This is a genomic window from Ideonella lacteola (assembly GCF_038066555.1).
In the GTDB taxonomy this organism is placed as follows: domain Bacteria; phylum Pseudomonadota; class Gammaproteobacteria; order Burkholderiales; family Burkholderiaceae_C; genus Ideonella; species Ideonella lacteola.
On sequence record NZ_JBBUTG010000002.1, the window covers coordinates 59,384 to 78,692 of the forward strand.

Here is a 19,309-nt window from a genome sequence, read left to right on the forward strand (position 1 = left end):
CGCCCGGGGAGCCCCGGGCGCGCTCAGAACCCGACCGCTGCCCGCAACCCCACCGCCATGAACGCCGGTGCATCGCCGTCGCCACCGGCGCGGCGGATCCACTGCAGATCTGGGGTCAGCTCGAGGTGGTCGCTGAGCTTCCAGCGGTAGTAGGCCTCGAGGATCTGTTCGTTGCCGTCGGCCGCAAAGCCGACGAGGTTCGGGTCGAGCGCGGTGGCGCGGGCCCATTCGCTGCTCGTTCGCACGAAGCCGGCCGCCAGGCCGACGGCATCGCTGCCCCGGCCCCAGGCGCGGCCACCGTGCTCGAAGCCGAAGGTCAACGCCTTGTCGAAAGCGCCGTCGCCCGAGGTGCGCTGGCCCCAGCGCACGAACAGGTTCCACTCGCGGCCGATCTTCTGGTCGATCGACAAGCCGTAGCCGCTGTGGCGTTGCGCCGATTCGCCACTCAAGTCGGTCGTCTGACCGTTGGTCCACGCGTAGAAGCGGTAGGTGCCGCGAGGCTCGCCGTTGATCTGCTTGGGCGAGAACTCGACCTGGCCGATCACCAGCGGGCGGCGCGGGGCGGCGCTGAAGTTGGCACCGCCGCCTGAACCGAACACGCCGAGCGACGCGCCCCAGCCCCAGCCGCGGTCTTCACCTTCATCGATGTAGGCCACCCGCAGCCCCGGCGCGAAGCCGTAGGCGTCTGCGGCGATGTCGCCGCCCGAATCGAGCAGCGGGTTGTGCACGAAGACGTTGTTCAGGAACTGCGCACCTTCGTCGCCCGCCACCGCGTTCTGGTCGAAGAAGCCGAAGATGTCGATCTTGCCGAGGTTCAGCTCCACCCGGTTGCTGGGCAGGTCGTTGAAGCGGCCGGCGCCCAGGTCCCATTCCAACTGGCCCCAGGCCTGGGCGACGATGGCGTACGTCTCGTCCGAGCCGGAGCCGGCTTCGAACGGCACCGAGTTCACGGTGGCGGTGTGCGTGGGCCGCAGCGAGACGCCGCTGCCTTGGCCAAAGCGCAGGTGCCCGAAGCCGCTGAACCGGGCATCGCCGAAGCTGCGCAGCGTGCCCAGCGGGATGCCCACCTCAACGTCGCCGCGGTAGTTCAGCCGGCCCTGCGACTGGCCGCTGTCGGACCCTTTGCTGCCCACCTGCTGGCCCACGGCCACGAGACTGGCTTCGACGCTCAGGCCCTCATCGGCATCGGCCTGCACGGGCCGCACCAGGGCCTTGACCTGCTGCTCCAGCGCGACCAGGCGCTGCTGGCCCCACTCGCCTCCCGCCGGGGTGCCGGTGCCGGACGCTGCTGTCGTCGTCGTTCCGGCTGCAGCCGGGGCGGGGGCAGCCAGGGTGGGGCGGGCGGCCTGTTGTGCAGCGAGCCCCTTGACCTGCTGCTCCAGCTCGGCGTTGCGCTGTTCCAACTGTTGCAGGCGCTCGATCAGCTGCTGCATCTGCTCGGCCGTGACCGGTGCGGCTTTCTTGGCCGCAGGCTTGTCGGCGGCCCAGGCCGCCTGGCACAGGCTGGCCGCGGCGAGGGCGGCAGCCAGGGTGGCGAGCCCGCCTTGCAGCGGGCGGCCGGGCCGAGCGGCGGCCGATCGGCGCTGCAGCGGGACTGTCACAAACGGGTGGTCCACTTTCAAGTTCTCTCCTCAGCGACTCTTTAATGCAAATGCGAGTGGTTCGCGTTTATGATACGGGCAAATCGATGGACGGGCGAGCCGATCTCGGGGTGCGAAGAGCGCACGGTGCGAGCGGCCGCCGCTGAGGAGTTGCAATGAATCGACCGAATTGGCTGCGCCGCGCGGGGCGTCTGGTGTGGGCGCTGCCCCTGCTCGCGGGCACCTTCGCCCCGTTGGGTGTGCACGCCCAGGCTGTGACCCCCGACGCCGTGGCCAAGCACTACGCGGCCGGCGTGGCCGCCGGCTATGAAGACGTGCTGGCCGCTGCGCTGGAGATGCAGCAGGCCATCAAGGCCTTCACCGCGCAGCCCAGTGCCGAGCGCCTGACCGCCGCGCGTCAGGCCTGGCGGGCCGCTCGCGAGTGGTACGGCCCGACCGAAGCGTTCCGCTTCTATGGAGGCCCGATCGACGACGACGAAGGCCCCGAGGGCCGCATCAACGCCTGGCCCATGGACGAGTCGTACGTCGACTACGTCAAGGGCAAGCCCGGCAGCGGCATCATCGGCAACCGCAAGGTCACGATCACCAAGTCGGGCCTGGCCAAGCTCAATGAGAAGGGTGGCGAAGAGAACATCGCCACCGGCTGGCACGCCATCGAGTTCCTGCTGTGGGGCCAGGACTTCAACGACAACGGCCCGGGCGACCGATCGTTCGAAGATTTCGTCGACGGCAAGGTCCCGAATGCGGATCGCCGCCGCCAGTACCTGCTGACGATCACCGAGCTCTTGATCGACGACTTGCGCTACCTGGTGGGCGCCTGGACGCCGGGCGCCGCGAACTACCGCACCCGCTTCGAGGCCGAGGGGCTGGAGGCCATCCGCAAGATGGTAGTGGGCATGGGCTCGCTGACGCGTGGCGAATTGGCCGGCGAGCGCCTGGAAGTGGCGATGAACACCCAAGACCAGGAAGACGAGCACTCGTGCTTCTCCGACAACACCCACCGCGATGTGGTGCTCAACGCCACCGGCATCGAGAACGTGTGGCTGGGCCGTTTTGCGCGCCGTGACGGCAGCACGCTGCAAGGCCCGTCGCTGCAGGCCTTGGTGGCCGCCGCCGACCCGGCCTTGGCCGACAAGACCACGCGCGACATCGCTGCCTCGGTGGCCGCTGCACGGGCCATTCAGCCGCCGTTCGATCGCGAAATCGTCGGCGGCAAAGACGCCGCAGGTCGCAAGCGCGTGCAGGCCGTGATCGACGCATTGATCGTGCAGTCGAAGGATCTGCCGCAAGCCGCCGCCGCCGTGGGCGTGACACGCCTGACCCGAACCAAGTGAGGTGATGATGTCCTCTCGACCAGCCCGCCATGCCGCCGCGGTGGGCCTCGCCGTGGCGCTTGGTGCCGCCGCCATCGGCTGGGCGGTGGCCGACGAACCCGTGGCTCCCGCGGATCCGCTCGGCGAACAGACGGCCGGCGCCGCCACCGTGCCGGCCATCGGCAAGAACGCCTTCTCGTTCCCGTTCGCCAACCTCGATGACGATGAGCGCCAGCGATTCGCGATCGGCAACTCGTTCTTCCGTCGCAATTGGGTCGAGGCGCCCTCGTCCACGGCAGCCCGCGACGGCCTCGGGCCTCATTTCATCGCACGCTCCTGCGGCGGCTGCCACGACCAAGATGGCCGTGGCGCGCCCCCCGACTTCAAGCGGGGCTTGAACGAGCAGCCGATCGGGCTGCTGATCCGCTTGTCGGTGCCGGCGAAGGGCGACGATCCGCTGGCCACCGCGCCCGAGCCCACCTATGGCGACCAATTCAACAACCGCGCCGTCACCGGCGTGAAGCCCGAGGGCGAGGTCCGCATCTCGCTCAAGCCCGTCACCGGCCGCTTCGCCGATGGCACCCGCTACACGCTGCGGGCGCCGACCTACGGCTTCACGAAGCTGGCCTACGGCCCCATGCAAAAGGGCACGATGCTCAGCCCGCGCGTGGCGCCACAGCTGCCGGGCGTGGGGCTGATCGATGCGATCGCCGAGGGCGACATCCTCGCCAACGAGACCTCGCAGCGCGAGATGGACGGCCCGATCAAAGGCCGAGTCAACCGTGTTCACGACGCCTGGTCCGGCGAGACGCGGGTGGGCCGCTTCGGCTGGAAGGCCAACGTGCCCACACTCGTCCACCAGACGGCTGGCGCGTTCCTGGGTGACATCGGCATCACGTCCCGCCTGTTTCCGAAAGAGGCCTGCACGTCGGCGCAGGCCGATTGCCTGGCATCGCCCCATGGCGGCGCCCGTTCGGATGCAGCGAGCGACGGCGTGCAACGGGCTGTGCCCGGACCTGAGATCGACGACACGACGCTCGGCCACGTCGTCTTCTACCAATCCACCCTCGCGCCCGCAGCGCGCCGTGAAGCTCGCGAACCGCAGGTGTTGCAAGGCCAGAAGCTGTTCCAGGCGGCGCAGTGCGCGGTCTGCCATCGGCCGAGTTATGTCACCCAGGGGGCGCCGTTCCCTGCGCTGTCCAGCCCGAAAGTGGCGCAGCAGACGATCTGGCCCTACACCGACTTGTTGTTGCACGACATGGGCGAGGGCCTGGCCGATCACCGGCCCGATGGGCAAGCCAACGGCCGCCAATGGAAGACGCCGCCGCTGTGGGGCACCGGGCTGATCCGCGATGTGAACGGGCACCAGCGTTTGATGCACGATGGGCGCGCCAACGGCGTGCTTGAAGCGGTGCTGTGGCATGGCGGCGAGGCCGAGGCCTCCAAGCAGCAAGTGTTGAAGATGAGCGCTGCCGAGCGGGCTGCGCTGGTCAAGTTCGTGGAGTCGTTGTGATGCGGGCCTCTGTGCTTGTTCGTGCCGGGGCCATCGCGGGTTGCGTGGGCGCCTTGATGCTGAATGCGAGGGCCCAGTCGCCAGCCCCGGCGCCGTCGTCGGCTACTGCTTCGTCGCCTGCGTCGGCTTCTGCCTCCGCTTCAGCACCCGCGTCGTCTGCCTTGCCCTTGGCCCACCCGCAGACCACCGCTTTGGTCGACGGCTTGCTGAAGCAGTGGTACGCACCGGCCGCGCGCCGCTTCGCTGCCGATGGTGAGTCGCTGGTCGAGCGCACCCAGGCCTGGTGTGCCAGCACCACCAAGAACCTGCAGGCCACCAGCCGCGATCCGGCGCTTGAGGCGGCACGCCAGGCCTGGGTGCAGGCGATGGTGTCGTGGACCCGCTTGTCCGCGGTGCAGATCGGCCCGCTGCTCGACCGCCACAGCGACACCCGGCTCGACTTCCAGCCCATGCGGCCTGCGGCACTCGACAAGGTGATCGCCAACCCCAGCGCGCCGGGTGAGTGGGCCATGGACCGGGTCGGCGCGCAGGCGCGTGGCCTGCCGGCGATGGAATACCTGCTGTGGAAGAAGCCTGCTGCACCGCGCACGCCCACCTGCCAATACCTCAGCGTGCTGGCCCGTGACCTGCGAGACGAGGCCGCGGATCTCGACAAGGCGTACGCCGCCGAAGCCAGCGCCACACGCAGCGCCGACGAGGCCGCCGCCTGGTTCAACACCTACATCAACCAGTGGTTGGCGGGCTTGGGCCGCATGCGCTGGCGCGACCTCGAAATGCCGGCACGCAGTTGGGGCATGGAGCAGGCACCACGGGCGGCCAGCGGCCAGACGGCACTGGCCTGGCGCGAACGCTGGGCCGCGTTGCGGGTGGTCACCGCCGGTGGCGCGGGCGCTCCCGAAGGGCTGATTCCGTTGACCAGCTACCTGCGTGCACGCGGCCTGACGGCCTCGGCCGACGCCCTGGCGCGTGACGCCTCGCTGGCCGACAGCGCGCTTCAAAGCGCCACGCCGGCCACGCCGAACGCGCAGTTGCTCGACGCGGCCAAGCGGGTCGACTTCGTCACCCACACGATCGCCCGCGAAGTCTCGACGCAGATGCAGATCCAGCTCGAGTTCTCGGCCGACGACGGCGATTGAACCGGCCCTCGCGATGACATCGGTCGACGCGACGCGGCGGCGCTGGCTGCAGACGCTGGCGCTCACGGGTGTCTTCCCCGCTTGGGGCCTCGCGCGCGCTGCCACCGAGCCCCCGTGGACGCTGGCGCTGGCGTGGAGCGAGCCAGGAGCCAGCGCCACCGCCGAGCGCATCGCCTGCGTTGGCGTGTGGCGCCAGGTCGACGACCGCTTCGAAGTGCTGGCGCGCCGGGTCGTGCCGACCCGGCCGCACGGCGTGGCCAGCTTGCCCACCGGGGATCTGCTGGCCGTGGCGCGCCGACCGGGTCTGTGGCTGCAGCGCTGGTCGCGTGCGGGTGAGCTCACGGGTGAAGCCTGGGCCGAGCCGGGCCGGCACTTCAATGGCCATGTGCTGCCCTCGCCCGACGGCCGGCTGATCTACAGCACGGAGCAGACGCACGACGACGGCGCAGGCTGCGTCGCCTTGCGCGATGCCCGATCGCTGGCCCTGCTGGACGAGTGGCCCACCGGCGGTACCGACACGCACCAGATGTTGCGCGTAGGCGATCGACTGTTCGTGGCCAACGGGGGCGTGCCCACTCGGCCTGAGACCGGGCGCGCCAAGCAGAACCTCAGCGCGATGGACTCGTCGCTCGTCGCGTTCGATCTGCGCACCGGCCAGCGCCGCGGCCCGTGGCGTTTGCCGGATGCGCGCCTGTCCTTGCGCCACCTGGCATGGCACGCGCCCAGCGCCACGCTGGGCATTGCGCTGCAGGCCGAGCACGATGACCCCGCGCAGCGCGCCCGGGCACCCTTGCTGGCCCTGTTCGATGGCGACAGGCTGCAGGTGGTGGAGCCGCCGGCAGAGCAGGCCGCGCTCGGGGGGGGCTACGCGGGCGACATCGCGGCCACGGGGCAAGGCTTCGTGCTCAGCGCGTCGCGCGCGGGGGCCTTGTGGGGCTGGTCTCGCCAGGAGGGCTGGACGACACCGATTCCGCTGGCCGAAGCCTGCGCGCTGGTCACCGCCGGCGCTGCGGGCGCGGAGGGCGCCGTGAGCGCCGTGAGCGCCGTGAGCGCCGTGAGCGCTGTGGAGAGGGTCAATTCACCTTGCGCGTTAGGTTCCGATCGGGCCTGGCTCGGACGGCCGATCGCGCTGCCGCCAGGCTGCAAACCCGACAACCATGCCATCGTGATCTGAGAGCGCGAGAGTTCTTCGCGCACGCCCAAAAACTCTCACGCACTCAGCAAGGATTCGGCCCGCCCGATTGGCAGGGGCGTGCGCTGGATGCGCTGTGGCGCGTCGCCTGCGGTATCGGCTTGACCTTCACTCCGGTATCATCCCGCCGTTGGTGCTCGCGTCGGCCGTCCGGCTGGCGCAGTTCAACGGGAAGCAGGAAGGGTCGCGTCAACTGCCGAGGCAGGACGACAACACCCCAACCTGCGCTGCCCCCGCAACGGTAAGCGGCCAGAAGACTTTCGGGTCTTCAGCCTGTGACACACACCCACTGGATGCGCGACACGCGTCTGGGAAGGGGTCACGGGACCACGCCGCCAGCCCGGATACCGGCCAACAAGGTGGCGTGCTGTCTTCACCGACCGTGCGCTGTGAAGTGCGAGCTGGCGGGGAAGCCGGCGTGCACGCCCGCAGTTCGTTGTTTCCATGTCTTCCTTGCGTTCCCGGCATTGCGCCGCCTTGGCGCTGGCTTGTGCCATGCCCACGCTCACCTCCGCCCAGACCACCACCGCCGTCATCGCGGCCGATGCCGCGACCGGTGATCGCGTCGTCGTCACCGGGGCTCGCGAGCCCACTGCCGCCGATCGCTTGGCCGGTGACCTGGTGCTCATCGATTCCGATCAGATCCGTCAATCCACCGCCGATTCGGTGGAAGACCTGCTGCGCCGCCACGCGGGCGTGCAGGTGTCTCGCAACGGCGGCCCAGGCGCCTCGGCAGGCATCTTCATCCGGGGCTCGAACGTGGGCAACGTGCTGGTGCTGGTCGACGGCGTGCGCGTCGGTTCGGCCACGCTGGGCCAAGTCGAGTTCGAAGGCCTGAGCCTGGGCGCCATCGACCACATCGAAGTGCTGCGCGGCCCCGGCTCCAGCCTTTACGGTGCCGACGGCACCGGCGGCGTCGTGCAGATCTTCACCCGCCGTGGCGAGGGAGCGCCGCAGGGCCTGCTGTCCATCGCCGGCGGCAGCTACGGCGCGGCCGAAGCCAGCGTGAGCGCCCAGGGCCGCTTCGGCGACATCGATGCGGCGGCCTCGTATTCACACGAGCAGCTCGACGGCGTGTCGTCACTCGGCCCGGGCGATCGCTTCGGCAACTACAACCCCGACCGCGACGGCATGCGCCGCGACACCGCCACCGCCCAGATCGGCTGGCGGCCATTGACCGGGCATCGCGTGGGCGTGTCGGTGCTCACCAGCCAGCTCGACTCGCGCTACGACAGCGCCGAGTACCCACCGCCCGACTACGCTCCGGATCCGTCGCCCGATTTCCACGGCAAGCTCGACAACCACAGTGCGGCGCTCGATTACCACGGCACCTGGGGCACAGCGTGGACCGGTGGCGCCCGGCTGTCGACTCAGGAGAGCGACCTGCACAGCGGTGGCAACGACATCGACCGCTACCGCACGCGACGTCAGCAGCTCGACCTGCAGGCCACCTGGCGCCCAGCGCCGGAACACAGCCTGACGCTGGCCTATGAGGGCCTCACCGAGAAAGCCGTGTCGAGCGCATTCGGCGAAGAAAAGCAGCGCGACAACGACGCGCTCGTGCTGGCCTACCTCGGCAGCCTGGGCCCGGTGCAGACGCAGCTGGACCTGCGCCGCGATCAGAACTCGGACTACGACGAGGTCACCACCGGCCGCATCGGCGGCTCGATCAGCGTGGCCCCGGGCTGGCGCGTGCGTGCACTCGCCGGCACCTCGTTTCGTGCGCCCAGCTTCAACGATCTGTACTACCCCGGTTATGGCGTGCCGCCGGGCAACGGCGCGTTCAGCATCCAACCCGAGCGAGGCCGCAGCGTCGAGCTGGGCGTCGAAGGCCGAGGGGAGGGGTACGACCTGTCGTTCACCGTCTACCAGAACCGGCTGCGCGACATGATCGGCTACCAGCCTGATCGCACCCAATGCCCGGCCGATCCGGCGTACGACTTCGGCTGTGCCGCCAACGTGTCGAAGGCGCGCCTGCAAGGGGCGACGCTCGGGGCGGGTGCGCAATGGCGCGAGTGGCAGTTCCGTGCGGGGGTCGACGTGGTCGATGCGAAGAACACCGACACCGGCGAGCGTCTGAACCGCCGCGCCGCGCACCAGTTCACCCTGAGCGCCGACTACACCAGCGGCGAGTGGCGCTTCGGGGCTTCGGTGCTGCAGGTGGGAGCCCGTCCCGATGGCACCGATGGCTACACCCTGCCTCAGGAAACCACGCTCGATCTGAAGGCGCGCTGGCAGTTCGCGCCCGGTTGGGCGATGGACGCGAAGGTGCTCAACGCGACCGACGTCGACCGCGAGCCGGCGCGTGAATACCAGGCTCTGGGGCGCCAGGTGTGGATCGGCGTCAGCTACGCCTTCGGGGTGCGCTGAACCTCGCGCGACCATGCATGAGCTGATCCTCGGTGGCCAGAAGAGCGGCAAGTCGCGTTGCGCCGAGCAGCGCGCGGCCGACTGGCTCGAGCGTGGCCAGACGCGGGAGGCTGCGCTGATCGCCACGGCGCTGCCCGGGGACGGCGAAATGCACGAGCGCATCGCGCGCCACCAGGCCGATCGCCAGCGGCGCGTGCCGCGCCTGGCCACCTACGAGGTGCCCTACGCCTTGCCGCAGGCGCTGCGCGAGTACAGCAGCCCCCGACGACTGTTGGTGGTCGATTGCCTCACGCTGTGGTTGACGCAGCTGCGCATGCCGATGTCCGGCCCGGGGCTGGGTGAAGCAGCTTGGTTGGCCAGGCAGGCTGCGCTGTGCGACGCATTGCGTGCCGCGCCCGGGCCGGTGGTGCTGGTGTCCAACGAAATCTCTTTCGGGCTCGCGCCCATGGGCCGCGAAGCGCGCCGGTTCGTCGATGCGCTGGGCGTCTTGCATCAGCGCGTCGCGGCAGCCTGTGAACGCGTGACCTTGATGGTGGCAGGCATCGAAATGCCGGTGAAGCGGCCATGAACCCACCACGCTGGGATCGACGCGGCTTCTTCTCGCACGTGGCGACTGGCTTCATCGCCTGGCTGGTGGGTTGTCTGCTCGCTTGTCTCATGGTCAGCTGGTGGCCGTCGACCGCGGCGGCGGCCACGTCGATCGTGTTGCGCGACGATGCCGGCGCAGAGCACCGCCTCGCCGCCCCGCCGCAACGCATCATCACCTTGCTGCCTTCGTTGACCGAGGCGGTCAGCGCCCTCGGCGGGACGGCGCGGCTGGTGGGCGTGGACCGCTATTCCAACTGGCCCGAGAGCATCCAGCACCTGCCGCGTCTGGGCGGGCTTGAAGATGCCCAGGTCGAGCGCATCGTCGCGCTCAAGCCCGACGTGGTGCTGGCGGCCAAATCGGCCCGTGTCACCGAGCGGCTGCAGGCGCTGGGCCTGCGCGTGGTGCTGCTCGAATCGCAGACGCATGCCGACGTGCGCCGCACGCTGGGGCTGGTGGCGCAGTTGCTGGGCACCCCGGCGGCCGGTGAGCGCGCATGGGCCGAGATCGAAGCACAGTTCGCTCGTGCAGCGTCGAGGGTGCCGCCGGCTGCACGAGGTCGGAAGGTGTATTTCGAAGTGGCCACCGATCCCTACGCGGCGGGGGCCTCGTCATTCATTGGCGAGACGCTGGTGCGCCTCGGCCTGGGCAATGTGGTGCCGGCCGAGATGGGCCCGTTCCCGCGCCTGAACCCCGAGTTCGTCGTGCGCGCACAGCCGGACATCGTGATGACGTCGAAGACCTCGCTCGACACGATGGCCGAACGCCCGGGTTGGGCCGCGATGACGGCCTTTCAGAGCACGCCCCCGCGGGCCTGCGGTTTCGCCACCGCTCGCTATGAGCTGTTGATCCGGCCGGGCCCCCGCATGGGTGAGGCGGCGCTGGCGCTGGCCGATTGCGTGGCCGGGTTGTCCTGGCCAGGAGGTTCGCCATGACCACCGTGCTCGCACGCCCCTCTGCGGTGGCCGCGCCCGCGAGGCCTGAAGCCGATGCGGCGCGCCGGTGGCGCCTGTTGGCGGTGCTGGCGATGCTGTCGCTGCTGCTCCTGTGGCTGGGCCTGATGGCGGGGCCGTCGGGCTTGTCGTGGTCGGGCTGGCTGGCGGACCTCGGCAGTGACCAGGCGGCGCTCATCGTCGGCGAGATCCGTGCGCCGCGCACCCTCGGGGCCTGGGCCGTGGGCGCCTTGCTCGGCCTGGCCGGCGCGCTCGCGCAGGGCCTGTTCCGCAACCCCCTGGCCGATCCTTACCTGCTGGGCACGGCGGCAGGCGCGGGCCTGGCGGTGGTGTTGGTGCTGGCCGGCGCGTCGCTCGGGGGCGTGGCGATCGGGTTGGCCACGGCGCAGTGGCTGGCCCGTCTTGGCATCGTGCTGGCCGCCTTCGTGGGGGCGCTCACCGGGCTGTTGATGACGCTGGCGCTGGCCCGTGGCGCGCATTCGCCGATGCGGCTGCTGCTGTCCGGCGTGGTGGTGGCCGTGGTCCTGGGGGCGATCGGCGATCTGGTCACCTTCGTGTCGCCCGATGCCCTGCGAGGCAAGCAAAGTTTCTTGCTGGGCAGCACCGGCTTCCTCGGATGGGGCAGTGTGGCCGTGCTGGTGGCCGGCTTCGCCGTCGCTTTGCCGCTGGCGCGACGCTATGCGCGTGCGCTCGACGCGCTGACGCTCGGTGAAGACAGCGCCGCGAGCCTGGGCCTGGACTTGCCGCGAATCCGCCTGGTGCTCGTGGGGCTGCTGGCGCTGACCACTGGCCTCGCGGTGTCGCAGGCGGGGCTCGTCGCTTTCGTCGGCCTGGTGGCGCCGCATCTCGTGCGCCGCCACGCGCCCGCGCCCCAGGCGTTCACCATGCTGGCCAGTGCGGCGATGGGCGGTGTGCTGCTGTTGGCGGCCGACGTGATGGCCCGGTGCGTGATCGCGCCGCAAGAGTTGCCGGTGGGTGTGCTCACCGCGGTGCTCGGCGGCGGTTACCTGATGCGCCTGCTGTCGCGCCAGGAGCGCGAATGAAGCCAGCCCGTGTGGAAGCCCGAGACCTGGGCGTGCAACTGGGGGGCCGCGCGGTACTTCGTGGCGTGAGTTGCCTGCTGCAGCCCGGCTGGACGGCCATCGTCGGCCCCAATGGGGCGGGCAAGTCGACGCTCCTGCGCACGCTGGCAGGGCTCTTGCCGCCGCAGCAGGGCGACGTCGAGGTCGATGCACAGTCTGTGTCCCGGATGCCTGCCCGCGACCGCGCCCGGCGCATCGCCTGGCTGGCCCAATCGAGCGCGGTCACCGGCGATCTCACTGCCCGCGAAACAGTGGCGCTTGGCCGGCTGGCGCACCTGGGCCTGTTTGCCGCGCCCACCCGTGCCGATGAAGACGCGGTCGACGCGGCGATGCGCGCCACCGAATGCGAGGCCTGGGCGCACCGGCGATTGCAGGCCTTGTCGGGCGGTGAACGCCAGCGGGTGTTGCTGGCGCGCGCCTTGGCCACCGGTGCACCGGTGCTGCTGCTCGACGAGCCCACCACCCACCTCGACCCGCCACACCAGGTGGCGCTAGCGCGATTGATGCGCCATCTCGCCGCCACCCACACCTTGGTCAGCGTGCTGCACGACCTGACGCTCGCACTGCGGGCCGATCGCGTGCTGGTGCTGCGTGACGGCCTGCTGCAAGCCGACGGTGCGCCCGGCGATGCGGGATTGCATGCCGCGCTCGAAGCCAGCTTCGGTCACGCGATCCGCATCGACGCCTCGCGCGGCGGTCGCCCCGTGGCCTTGCCACGCCTTGACGACTGACGGCGGCCCCGAGCGGCCGCCTGCCCACCCCGGGCGGCACCGCCATCCCTTTGCACATCGACACTGCCATGGACATCGAAGCCCCACCGACCGAACGCACCCGTGTGACACCCGATGGCGAGCGCCGCGGGCTGATCTTCATCCACACCGGCGATGGCAAGGGCAAGAGCACGGCCGCGTTCGGCCTGGCCTTGCGGGCCCATGGCCGCGGCAAGCCCGTCAAGATCTATCAGTTCATGAAGGTGCCCAGCGCCCGCTTCGGCGAGCACCGCTTGTTTGAGCAACTGGGCGTGCCGATCGAAGGGCTGGGCGACGGCTTCAGCTGGAAGAGCCGCGACCTGGCTCACTCGGCCGAGCTGGCCCGCGAGGGGTGGGCCAGGGCCGAAGCCACGCTGCGCGCGGGCGAGCACTTTCTCGTGGTGCTGGACGAGATCATGTACCCGCTGCGCTATGGCTGGGTGCCGCTGCAGCCGGTGCTCCATGCCTTGCGCGAACGGCCGCCGCATGTGCATGTGGTGCTCACCGGGCGCAATGCGCCGCTGGAGCTGATCGACATGGCCGACACGGTGACCGAGATGCAACTCGTCAAACACCACTACGCTGCGGGCGTTCCGGCCCAGCGGGGGATCGAAGATTGACCGCCGGCCACACCCACCGTGCGGCCATCAGCTGGAGCGCGGGCAAGGATTCATGCCTGGCCTTGCTGCGTGCCCGCGAGGCGGGCCTGAGCGTGCCCACCTTCCTCACGATGCTCGATCCCGACGGGCTCAGCAAGAGCCACGCGCTGCCGCGCGAACTGATCGCCGCACAGGTGTCCGCGCTCGGTGGCCTCTGGCAGCCGGCAGAGGCGGGGCCCGGCGCCTATGGCGAGGTGTTCAACGCGCAGTTGGCGCAGCTGCGCGCCTCTGGTCACACCCACATGGTGTTTGGCGACATCGATCTGCAGGCGCACCGAGACTGGCTCGGGCCGGCCTGCGAGCGCGCAGGATTGAAGGCCGTGTTCCCGTTGTGGGGCTTGGCGCGCAGCGCCATCTCGCGCGAGATCGTCGAGCGTGGCCTACGGGCTCGCGTGGTCTGTGTCGATACCCGATGGCTGGACGAAAGTCATTGCGGCGTCGAATACGACCAGGCCTTCATCGACCGATTGCCCGCGGGCGTGTGTCCTTGCGGGGAAGACGGCGAATTTCACACCTTTGTGTGGGGCGGGCCGGGCTTTTCGAACGATTTGGATTTGGGGCCCGGCATGGCGCGCCGTGTTGCGTCTCAACCACCGATGGCGCGTACGGAGTTGGTATTTCAAGCCCCGATGCTGATGATGCGCGCATGAATTGGGCCCTCGCCCTCGCGCTGCCCTTGGCCTGGAGCCTGGACGCGCTGTTCGGCGAGCCGCGTAACCGCTTTCACCCGGTGGCCTGGTTGGGCGCGGTGCTGGCGCCGCTGGGTCGGCGCATCAGCACCCAGCCACCGTGGGGCGCCTTTGTCGCGGGCGCAATCGCGTGGAGCGCCATCGCGCTGACGGTGGGGCTGGCCGCCTGGTGGTGGCAACAGGTTTTGCTGCGAGACCCCACGCCGTGGTGGTGCCTGCTGTGGCTGGCCCTGATGCTCAAGCCCTGCTTTGCGTGGCGCATGTTGCGTGACGAGGTGAGGGCGGTCGAGCAGGCATTGAGCCGCGATGGTCTGGAGGCTGCGCGAGGCCGGCTGGCGCGCCTCGTCAGCCGCGATGTGCAGCGCTTCGATGAATGCCAGATCCGCGAGACCGCGATCGAGACCTTGGCTGAGAACCTGAATGATTCGGTGGTGGCGCCGCTCGTCTGGTACGCCATCGCGGGGCTGCCGGGCGCGGTGGTCTATCGCTTTGCGAACACGGCCGATGCGATGTGGGGCTACCGCGGCCGATACGAGTGGGCGGGCAAGTGGGCGGCGCGTGCCGATGACGCGCTGTCGTGGTTGCCGGCGCGAATCACCGCCTGGCTGATCAGCCCGATCTGCTCGCCCACGGCCTGGCGCACCTTGCGCGCCGAGGCGGCGCGCACGCCGTCTCCCAACGGGGGCTGGCCGATGGGTGCCATGGCATTGGCCCTGGGGGTGCGCCTGGGCAAGCCGGGTGTCTACCTGCTGCACCCGGCGGGCAGCGCGCCGGGCCGCGCGCACATCGAGCGCGCGTTGCAGGTGGCCACCTGGGCCGCGCACGCCGCCATGGTGTTGGCCACGGCGGCATGGCTGTTGCGAGGGGCTTGGTCATGAACCCCGTGCAACACCCTGACGCCGCGACGATCGCTCGATCGAAGCATGCACTCGGTGAGAGGACCGGCGGCGATGTCGATGCAGGCCGCGCGGCCGCCGTGCCCACCCGCGTGCATGGCGGCCCCGACGCCCTGGGCGCCGCGCGCTGGGACTTCTCCACCAACGCGAATGCCGCAGGCCCGTGCCCCACGGTCATGGCCGCTGTTCGCGAGGCCGATGCGTCGCGCTACCCCGATCCCAGCTATCGGCGGTTGATCGAACGCCTGGCGGCCTGGCATGGTGTGTGCCCTTCGCGGGTGCTGGTCGCGGCCAGCGCCAGTGAGTTCATCCAGCGCATCACCGCCGTCAGTGCGCGGCTGCTGCCCGGGCCGGTGTCGGTGCCGGCCCACGCCTATGGCGACTACGCCTGGGCTGCGCGGGCGGTGGGGCGGGGCTGCGTCGCAGACGAGGCGGGCGAGGGGGCGGTGTTGGGTGATGCGGGATCGGGCGAAGCAGAGCGGCCCACGCTGCGCTGGTGCTGTGATCCGTCGAGCCCGCTGGGGCAGGATGCACCGGTGCCCGACGATCTGGCAGCCTGCGCCACCGTGCTGGACGTGGCCTATGGGCCTTTGCGGCTGCAAGGCCGCAGCCAGTGGACCGCTGCCGCCCGTGACGCCGTGTTCGAATTGGTGAGCCCCAACAAGGCACTGGGTCTGCCCGGCATTCGAGGCGCCTATGTCATTGCGCCGCGCGAGATGGCGTCGGCCGGAGCGGGCTGGGTCGATGCGCTGCGTGCCGCCGAGCCCTCGTGGCCTCTGGGTGCGCATGCCGTCGCCATGCTGCAGGCCTGGGTCAGCGAGGGCGCGCAGTTGTGGCTGGCGCGCCAGCGCGACACGCTGCGCGAATGGAAGGTGCAACTTGTCGACGTGCTCGAAGAGCTGGGAGCGACGGTTCAACCCAGTGTCACCCCGTTCGTTTGTGCGAGGTTGCCTGAAGGTGTCACGGTCGAGGGCCTGCGGCAGTACGACATGGCGGTGCGCGACGCCACCTCGTTCGGCTGGCCCGGCTGGGTGCGGATCAATGCGTTGCCGCCGGCGGCGGTCCAGGCGCTGGCCGGCGCCATCGCCGACATGCGAAAGGGCGCCGTGGCAGCGTCCATGAAAGGCAGGAGATGAAGCAGCGCGCGATCATGGTCTGGGGTTGTTCCAGCGGCGCGGGCAAGAGCCTGATTGCCACCGCACTGTGTCGCTGGGCGGCGCGGCGCGGCATCGATGTGGCGCCGTTCAAGGCGCAGAACATGAGCAACAACGCCCGGGTGGTGGCGGCCCCCCGCTGTGGCTTCGGCGAGATCGGCGCCGCCCAGTATTTCCAGGCGCTGGCCGCCCGGGTGGAGCCCACCATCGACATGAACCCGGTGCTGCTCAAGCCCGAGCGCGACACCGCGAGCCAGGTGGTGCTGCATGGCGAGGTGGCCACGTCGTTGTCGCGCATGCCGTGGCGCGAGCGCAGTGCGCAGCTGCGCGCGGCGGCACAGCAGAGCTTCGCTCGCCTGCGGGCGGCGCACGAACTGCTCGTGATCGAGGGTGCCGGGTCGCCGGCCGAGATCAACCTGGCGCCGCAGGACTACGTGAACCTCGACACCGCCCGCTGGGCTCGCGATGCCGGCAGCCTGCGCAGCCTGCTGGTGGCAGACATCGACCGCGGCGGCGCATTCGCCCACCTGCATGGCACCTGGGCGTTGCTGCCTGACGATCTGAAGCCCACGCTGCGCGGGTTCGTGCTGAACAAGTTCCGCGGCGATGCCACCTTGCTGGCACCCGGGCCGACCGACCTGCAGCGTTTGACGGGCGTGCCCACGGTCGCCACCTTGCCCATGCACCGCGACCACGGCCTGCCCGATGAGGACGGCGTTTTCGACCACACGCCGTCGGCGGTGGCGGCCGGCGGGGCCGAGCCGCGCACGGTGGCCATCGTCGCCTACCCGCACGTCAGCAACCTGGATGAGTTCCAGCCGCTGCGCCAGGTGCCGGGCCTGCGCCTGGTGTGGGCACGCAGCGTGGCCGATCTGCACGGCGCGCACTGGATCGTGTTGCCGGGCTCGAAGCAGGTGAGTGGCGACTTGACCTGGCTGCGTCGCCAGGGCCTCGACCGGATGCTGCGCCTGCATGCCGCTGCCGGGCGGCCGCTGCTCGGCGTGTGCGGTGGCCTGCAGATGCTGGGCCAGACCTTGTCCGATCCCGATGGGGTAGACGGTGAACCCGGGCATTGGCCGGGGCTCGGCCTGTTGCCCCTGGTCACCCGCTACCAGGCGCCCAAGCGGGTCGAGCGCACCCGTGCGCGCTTCAGCGGCACGGGCGGCCACTGGGGCGCGCTGGCCGGCGCCTCGCTGTGCGGCTACCAGATTCGCCATGGGGTGACCGAGCCGGTGTCTGACGCCGCCACCCAGGCGGTGCTGCATGATGCCGAAGGTCGCCCGCTCGCTTGGCAGGCGGGGCCGGTGCTGGCCACGGCGGTGCACGGTCTGTTCGAATCGGGTACGGTGCTGAGGGCGTTGTTCGGCGCGCAGGTGCGCAGCCTGGACGACACCTTCGACGGCCTGGCCGACCTGATCGAAACCCACTTCGCCCCCGGTGCGCTGGGAGAGCTGTTGACCTCGGTCTGACGCCCGCCCGATTCTTGTTCCTTGTTGTACGACCTGTTGTCCTGATCCGATGAGTTTTCCTGCCGCCCATGGGCCCCAGCGCATTGTTTGTCTGACCGAAGAAACCACCGAGTGGCTCTACCTGCTGGGCGAAGAGCGTCGCATCGTCGGCATCTCCGGCTACACCGTGCGGCCTCGGCGTGCCCGTGAAGAGAAGCCGCGGGTGTCGGCCTTTCTCGACGGCAAGATCGACAAGATCGTGGCGTTGGAGCCCGACCTGGTCATCGGCTTTTCCGACATGCAGGCGGCGCTGGCGGACAAGCTGATCCGCGCCGGCCTGAATGTCTTCATCACCAACCAGCGCAGCGTGGCCGAGATCCTGGGCACGATGCGCCTGGTGGCCGGCCTGGTGGGTGCGCATGAGCGGGCCGAGGCCTGGGTGGCCGAGTGGCAGCAGGGCGCCCTGGCACTGGCCGAAGCGGCCCGCCGCTGGCCGCGCCGGCCACGGGTCTACTTCGAAGAGTGGGACGAGCCGAAGATCAGCGCCATCCAATGGGTGTCTGAGTTGATTGGCATGGCGGGCGGCGAGGATGTGTTTCCCGAGCTGGCGGTGCAACGCATGGGGCGAGATCGCGTGGTGCACGATGCGCTGGAGCCCGCGCGGCGCTCGCCCGACCTCATCATCGGCTCGTGGTGCGGAAAGAAGTTCCGGCCCGAGCATGTGGCGGCGCGTGAGGGCTGGCAGCAAGTGCCGGCCGTTCGCGACGGCCGCCTGCACGAAATCAAGTCGTGCGACATCCTCCAACCCGGCCCTGCCGCGCTCACCGATGGCCTGCAGCAACTGCATCGCCTGTGCGCCGATTGGGCGGCCCATGCCGCCGCCGCTGCCGCGCCCACCACCTGACTCCTGCCCATGACCTTCCATCTCGATATCGCCGATCTGCACGACACCGCGCTGGTGCGCCGTGTGCAACACCGCCTGGACCGCAAGACCAAGCCCCTGGGCTCGCTGGGCCGCCTCGAAAGCCTCGCGCTGCAACTGGCCCTGGTGCAGGGCCGCGAAGACCCGCAGCTGCATGCACCGCAGCTGGTGGTGTTTGCCGCCGACCATGGCATCGCCGCCCAGGGCGTGTCCGCCTACCCCAGCGATGTGACCTGGCAGATGGTCGAGAACTTCCTCGCCGGTGGTGCTGCCGTGTCGGTGCTGGCGCGCCAGAACCACCTGGCGCTGACGGTGGTCGATTGCGGTGTGCGGCACGACTTCGCGCCGCGCGAGGGCCTGATCAACGCCAAGGTGGCGGCCGGCAGTGCCGACGCCAGCCAGGGCCCCGCGATGAGCGCGGCGCAATGCGAACAGGCGATGGCCCAGGGGGCCGCGGTGCTGCGCGATCTGCCGGGCAACGTGCTGCTGCTGGGCGAAATGGGCATCGGCAACACCTCGGCTGCCAGCCTGCTGATGTGCCGCCTGGCCGGCGTGCCACTGGCCGACTGCGTGGGCCGGGGCACCGGGCTGGACGATGCCGGCGTGGCGCGCAAACTGGCGGTGCTGCAGCGCGCCCTGCAGGCCAACGAGGCGGCGGTGGCGCCGCTCGACGTGCTGGCCTCGCTGGGCGGGCTGGAGATCGCCACGATGACCGGTGCCGTGCTGCAGGCGGCCGCGCAGCGGCGGCTCATCGTGGTTGACGGGTTCATCACCACCGCCGCCGTGGCCGTGGCCGCGGCGGTGGCGCCCCCGGTGTTGCAGCGCTGCGTGTTCGCCCACGCCTCTGCCGAGAGCGGCCATGCGCGCTGGCTGGCCCGGTTGGGTGTGCAACCGCTGCTTGACCTGGGGCTGCGCCTGGGTGAAGGCTCGGGCGCGGCGCTGGCCTGGCCGATCATCGATGCGGCCTGCCGCCTGTTGGCCGAGATGGCCAGCTTCGAGAGTGCGGGTGTCAGCGACGCCAGCTGAGAAGCTGTGCCTGATTTTGA

Annotated in this window: 17 protein-coding genes and 1 riboswitch; of the genes, 16 read left to right on the forward strand and 1 reads right to left on the reverse strand. The window is 70.2% G+C overall.

Annotated elements, in window-relative coordinates; genetic code table 11:
• Window positions 1-23: 23 nt before the first annotated feature.
• Window positions 24-1,616, reverse strand: coding sequence for a carbohydrate porin (locus tag AACH06_RS03740; protein ID WP_341424674.1), 1,593 nt, complete (start codon window positions 1,614-1,616; stop codon window positions 24-26).
• 140 nt (window positions 1,617-1,756) lie between these two features.
• Between AACH06_RS03740 and AACH06_RS03745 the strand changes: the two genes are divergently transcribed.
• From AACH06_RS03745 to cobT, 16 genes are all read left to right on the forward strand, one after another.
• Complete coding sequence (locus AACH06_RS03745) at window positions 1,757-2,935, forward strand: imelysin family protein (RefSeq protein WP_341424283.1); 1,179 nt, start codon at window positions 1,757-1,759, stop codon at window positions 2,933-2,935.
• Between the two features lie 4 nt (window positions 2,936-2,939).
• Window positions 2,940-4,427, forward strand: a complete 1,488-nt coding sequence (locus tag AACH06_RS03750; protein ID WP_423221982.1) for a di-heme oxidoreductase family protein — start codon at window positions 2,940-2,942, stop codon at window positions 4,425-4,427.
• Between the two features lie 167 nt (window positions 4,428-4,594).
• Entirely contained in the window at window positions 4,595-5,563 is a 969-nt protein-coding gene (locus AACH06_RS03755; RefSeq protein ID WP_341424285.1) for an imelysin family protein, read from the forward strand.
• Window positions 5,564-5,576: 13 nt separating this feature from the next.
• A complete protein-coding gene (locus tag AACH06_RS03760; protein ID WP_341424286.1) occupies window positions 5,577-6,737 on the forward strand; it encodes a DUF1513 domain-containing protein in 1,161 nt (386 codons plus the stop codon).
• Window positions 6,738-6,869: 132 nt separating this feature from the next.
• A riboswitch (cobalamin riboswitch) is annotated at window positions 6,870-7,125 on the forward strand.
• 74 nt (window positions 7,126-7,199) lie between these two features.
• Window positions 7,200-9,125, forward strand: a complete 1,926-nt coding sequence (locus tag AACH06_RS03765) for a TonB-dependent receptor domain-containing protein (RefSeq protein WP_341424287.1) — start codon at window positions 7,200-7,202, stop codon at window positions 9,123-9,125.
• A 13-nt stretch (window positions 9,126-9,138) separates the two neighbouring features.
• Entirely contained in the window at window positions 9,139-9,693 is a 555-nt protein-coding gene (locus tag AACH06_RS03770) for a bifunctional adenosylcobinamide kinase/adenosylcobinamide-phosphate guanylyltransferase (RefSeq protein WP_341424288.1), read from the forward strand.
• The gene (locus AACH06_RS03775; protein WP_341424289.1) at window positions 9,690-10,646 is read left to right on the forward strand and encodes an ABC transporter substrate-binding protein; all 957 of its coding nucleotides are present in this window, start codon (window positions 9,690-9,692) and stop codon (window positions 10,644-10,646) included. The genes AACH06_RS03770 and AACH06_RS03775 overlap by 4 nt, the downstream gene beginning before the upstream one ends.
• Window positions 10,643-11,707, forward strand: coding sequence for a FecCD family ABC transporter permease (locus AACH06_RS03780; RefSeq protein ID WP_341424290.1), 1,065 nt, complete (start codon window positions 10,643-10,645; stop codon window positions 11,705-11,707). Before AACH06_RS03775 ends, AACH06_RS03780 begins: the two co-directional genes overlap by 4 nt.
• Window positions 11,704-12,477 carry an ABC transporter ATP-binding protein gene (locus AACH06_RS03785; RefSeq protein ID WP_341424291.1) on the forward strand — a complete coding sequence of 258 codons (774 nt, stop codon included), beginning with the start codon at window positions 11,704-11,706 and terminating at the stop codon, window positions 12,475-12,477. The genes AACH06_RS03780 and AACH06_RS03785 overlap by 4 nt, the downstream gene beginning before the upstream one ends.
• A gap of 68 nt (window positions 12,478-12,545) precedes the next feature.
• Entirely contained in the window at window positions 12,546-13,115 is a 570-nt protein-coding gene (gene cobO, locus AACH06_RS03790; protein ID WP_341424292.1) for a cob(I)yrinic acid a,c-diamide adenosyltransferase, read from the forward strand.
• Window positions 13,112-13,804 (forward strand): Dph6-related ATP pyrophosphatase, encoded by a 693-nt coding sequence (locus AACH06_RS03795; protein ID WP_341424293.1) that lies wholly within the window; start codon window positions 13,112-13,114, stop codon window positions 13,802-13,804. The genes cobO and AACH06_RS03795 overlap by 4 nt, the downstream gene beginning before the upstream one ends.
• Complete coding sequence (gene cbiB, locus AACH06_RS03800; protein ID WP_341424294.1) at window positions 13,801-14,721, forward strand: adenosylcobinamide-phosphate synthase CbiB; 921 nt, start codon at window positions 13,801-13,803, stop codon at window positions 14,719-14,721. The genes AACH06_RS03795 and cbiB overlap by 4 nt, the downstream gene beginning before the upstream one ends.
• Entirely contained in the window at window positions 14,718-15,875 is a 1,158-nt protein-coding gene (locus AACH06_RS03805; RefSeq protein WP_341424295.1) for an aminotransferase class I/II-fold pyridoxal phosphate-dependent enzyme, read from the forward strand. The genes cbiB and AACH06_RS03805 overlap by 4 nt, the downstream gene beginning before the upstream one ends.
• Window positions 15,872-17,362: a cobyric acid synthase gene (locus AACH06_RS03810; RefSeq protein WP_341424296.1), complete on the forward strand. Its 1,491-nt coding sequence runs from the start codon at window positions 15,872-15,874 to the stop codon at window positions 17,360-17,362. The genes AACH06_RS03805 and AACH06_RS03810 overlap by 4 nt, the downstream gene beginning before the upstream one ends.
• Before the next feature lie 49 nt (window positions 17,363-17,411).
• On the forward strand, window positions 17,412-18,245 hold the full coding sequence (locus tag AACH06_RS03815) for an ABC transporter substrate-binding protein (protein ID WP_341424297.1): 834 nt from the start codon (window positions 17,412-17,414) through the stop codon (window positions 18,243-18,245).
• 9 nt (window positions 18,246-18,254) lie between these two features.
• Entirely contained in the window at window positions 18,255-19,289 is a 1,035-nt protein-coding gene (gene cobT, locus AACH06_RS03820) for a nicotinate-nucleotide--dimethylbenzimidazole phosphoribosyltransferase (RefSeq protein ID WP_341424298.1), read from the forward strand.
• Window positions 19,290-19,309 lie beyond the last annotated feature (20 nt).

Coding starts and splice junctions, on each gene's coding strand:
- AACH06_RS03745 (WP_341424283.1), top strand. CDS start 1,757: ATGAATCGACCGAATTGGCTGCGCCGCGCGGGGCGTCTGGTGTGGGCG.
- AACH06_RS03750 (WP_423221982.1), top strand. CDS start 2,940: ATGATGTCCTCTCGACCAGCCCGCCATGCCGCCGCGGTGGGCCTCGCC.
- AACH06_RS03760 (WP_341424286.1), top strand. CDS start 5,577: ATGACATCGGTCGACGCGACGCGGCGGCGCTGGCTGCAGACGCTGGCG.
- AACH06_RS03765 (WP_341424287.1), top strand. CDS start 7,200: ATGTCTTCCTTGCGTTCCCGGCATTGCGCCGCCTTGGCGCTGGCTTGT.
- AACH06_RS03770 (WP_341424288.1), top strand. CDS start 9,139: ATGCATGAGCTGATCCTCGGTGGCCAGAAGAGCGGCAAGTCGCGTTGC.
- AACH06_RS03775 (WP_341424289.1), top strand. CDS start 9,690: ATGAACCCACCACGCTGGGATCGACGCGGCTTCTTCTCGCACGTGGCG.
- AACH06_RS03780 (WP_341424290.1), top strand. CDS start 10,643: ATGACCACCGTGCTCGCACGCCCCTCTGCGGTGGCCGCGCCCGCGAGG.
- AACH06_RS03785 (WP_341424291.1), top strand. CDS start 11,704: ATGAAGCCAGCCCGTGTGGAAGCCCGAGACCTGGGCGTGCAACTGGGG.
- cobO (WP_341424292.1), top strand. CDS start 12,546: ATGGACATCGAAGCCCCACCGACCGAACGCACCCGTGTGACACCCGAT.
- cbiB (WP_341424294.1), top strand. CDS start 13,801: ATGAATTGGGCCCTCGCCCTCGCGCTGCCCTTGGCCTGGAGCCTGGAC.
- AACH06_RS03805 (WP_341424295.1), top strand. CDS start 14,718: ATGAACCCCGTGCAACACCCTGACGCCGCGACGATCGCTCGATCGAAG.
- AACH06_RS03810 (WP_341424296.1), top strand. CDS start 15,872: ATGAAGCAGCGCGCGATCATGGTCTGGGGTTGTTCCAGCGGCGCGGGC.
- AACH06_RS03815 (WP_341424297.1), top strand. CDS start 17,412: ATGAGTTTTCCTGCCGCCCATGGGCCCCAGCGCATTGTTTGTCTGACC.
- cobT (WP_341424298.1), top strand. CDS start 18,255: ATGACCTTCCATCTCGATATCGCCGATCTGCACGACACCGCGCTGGTG.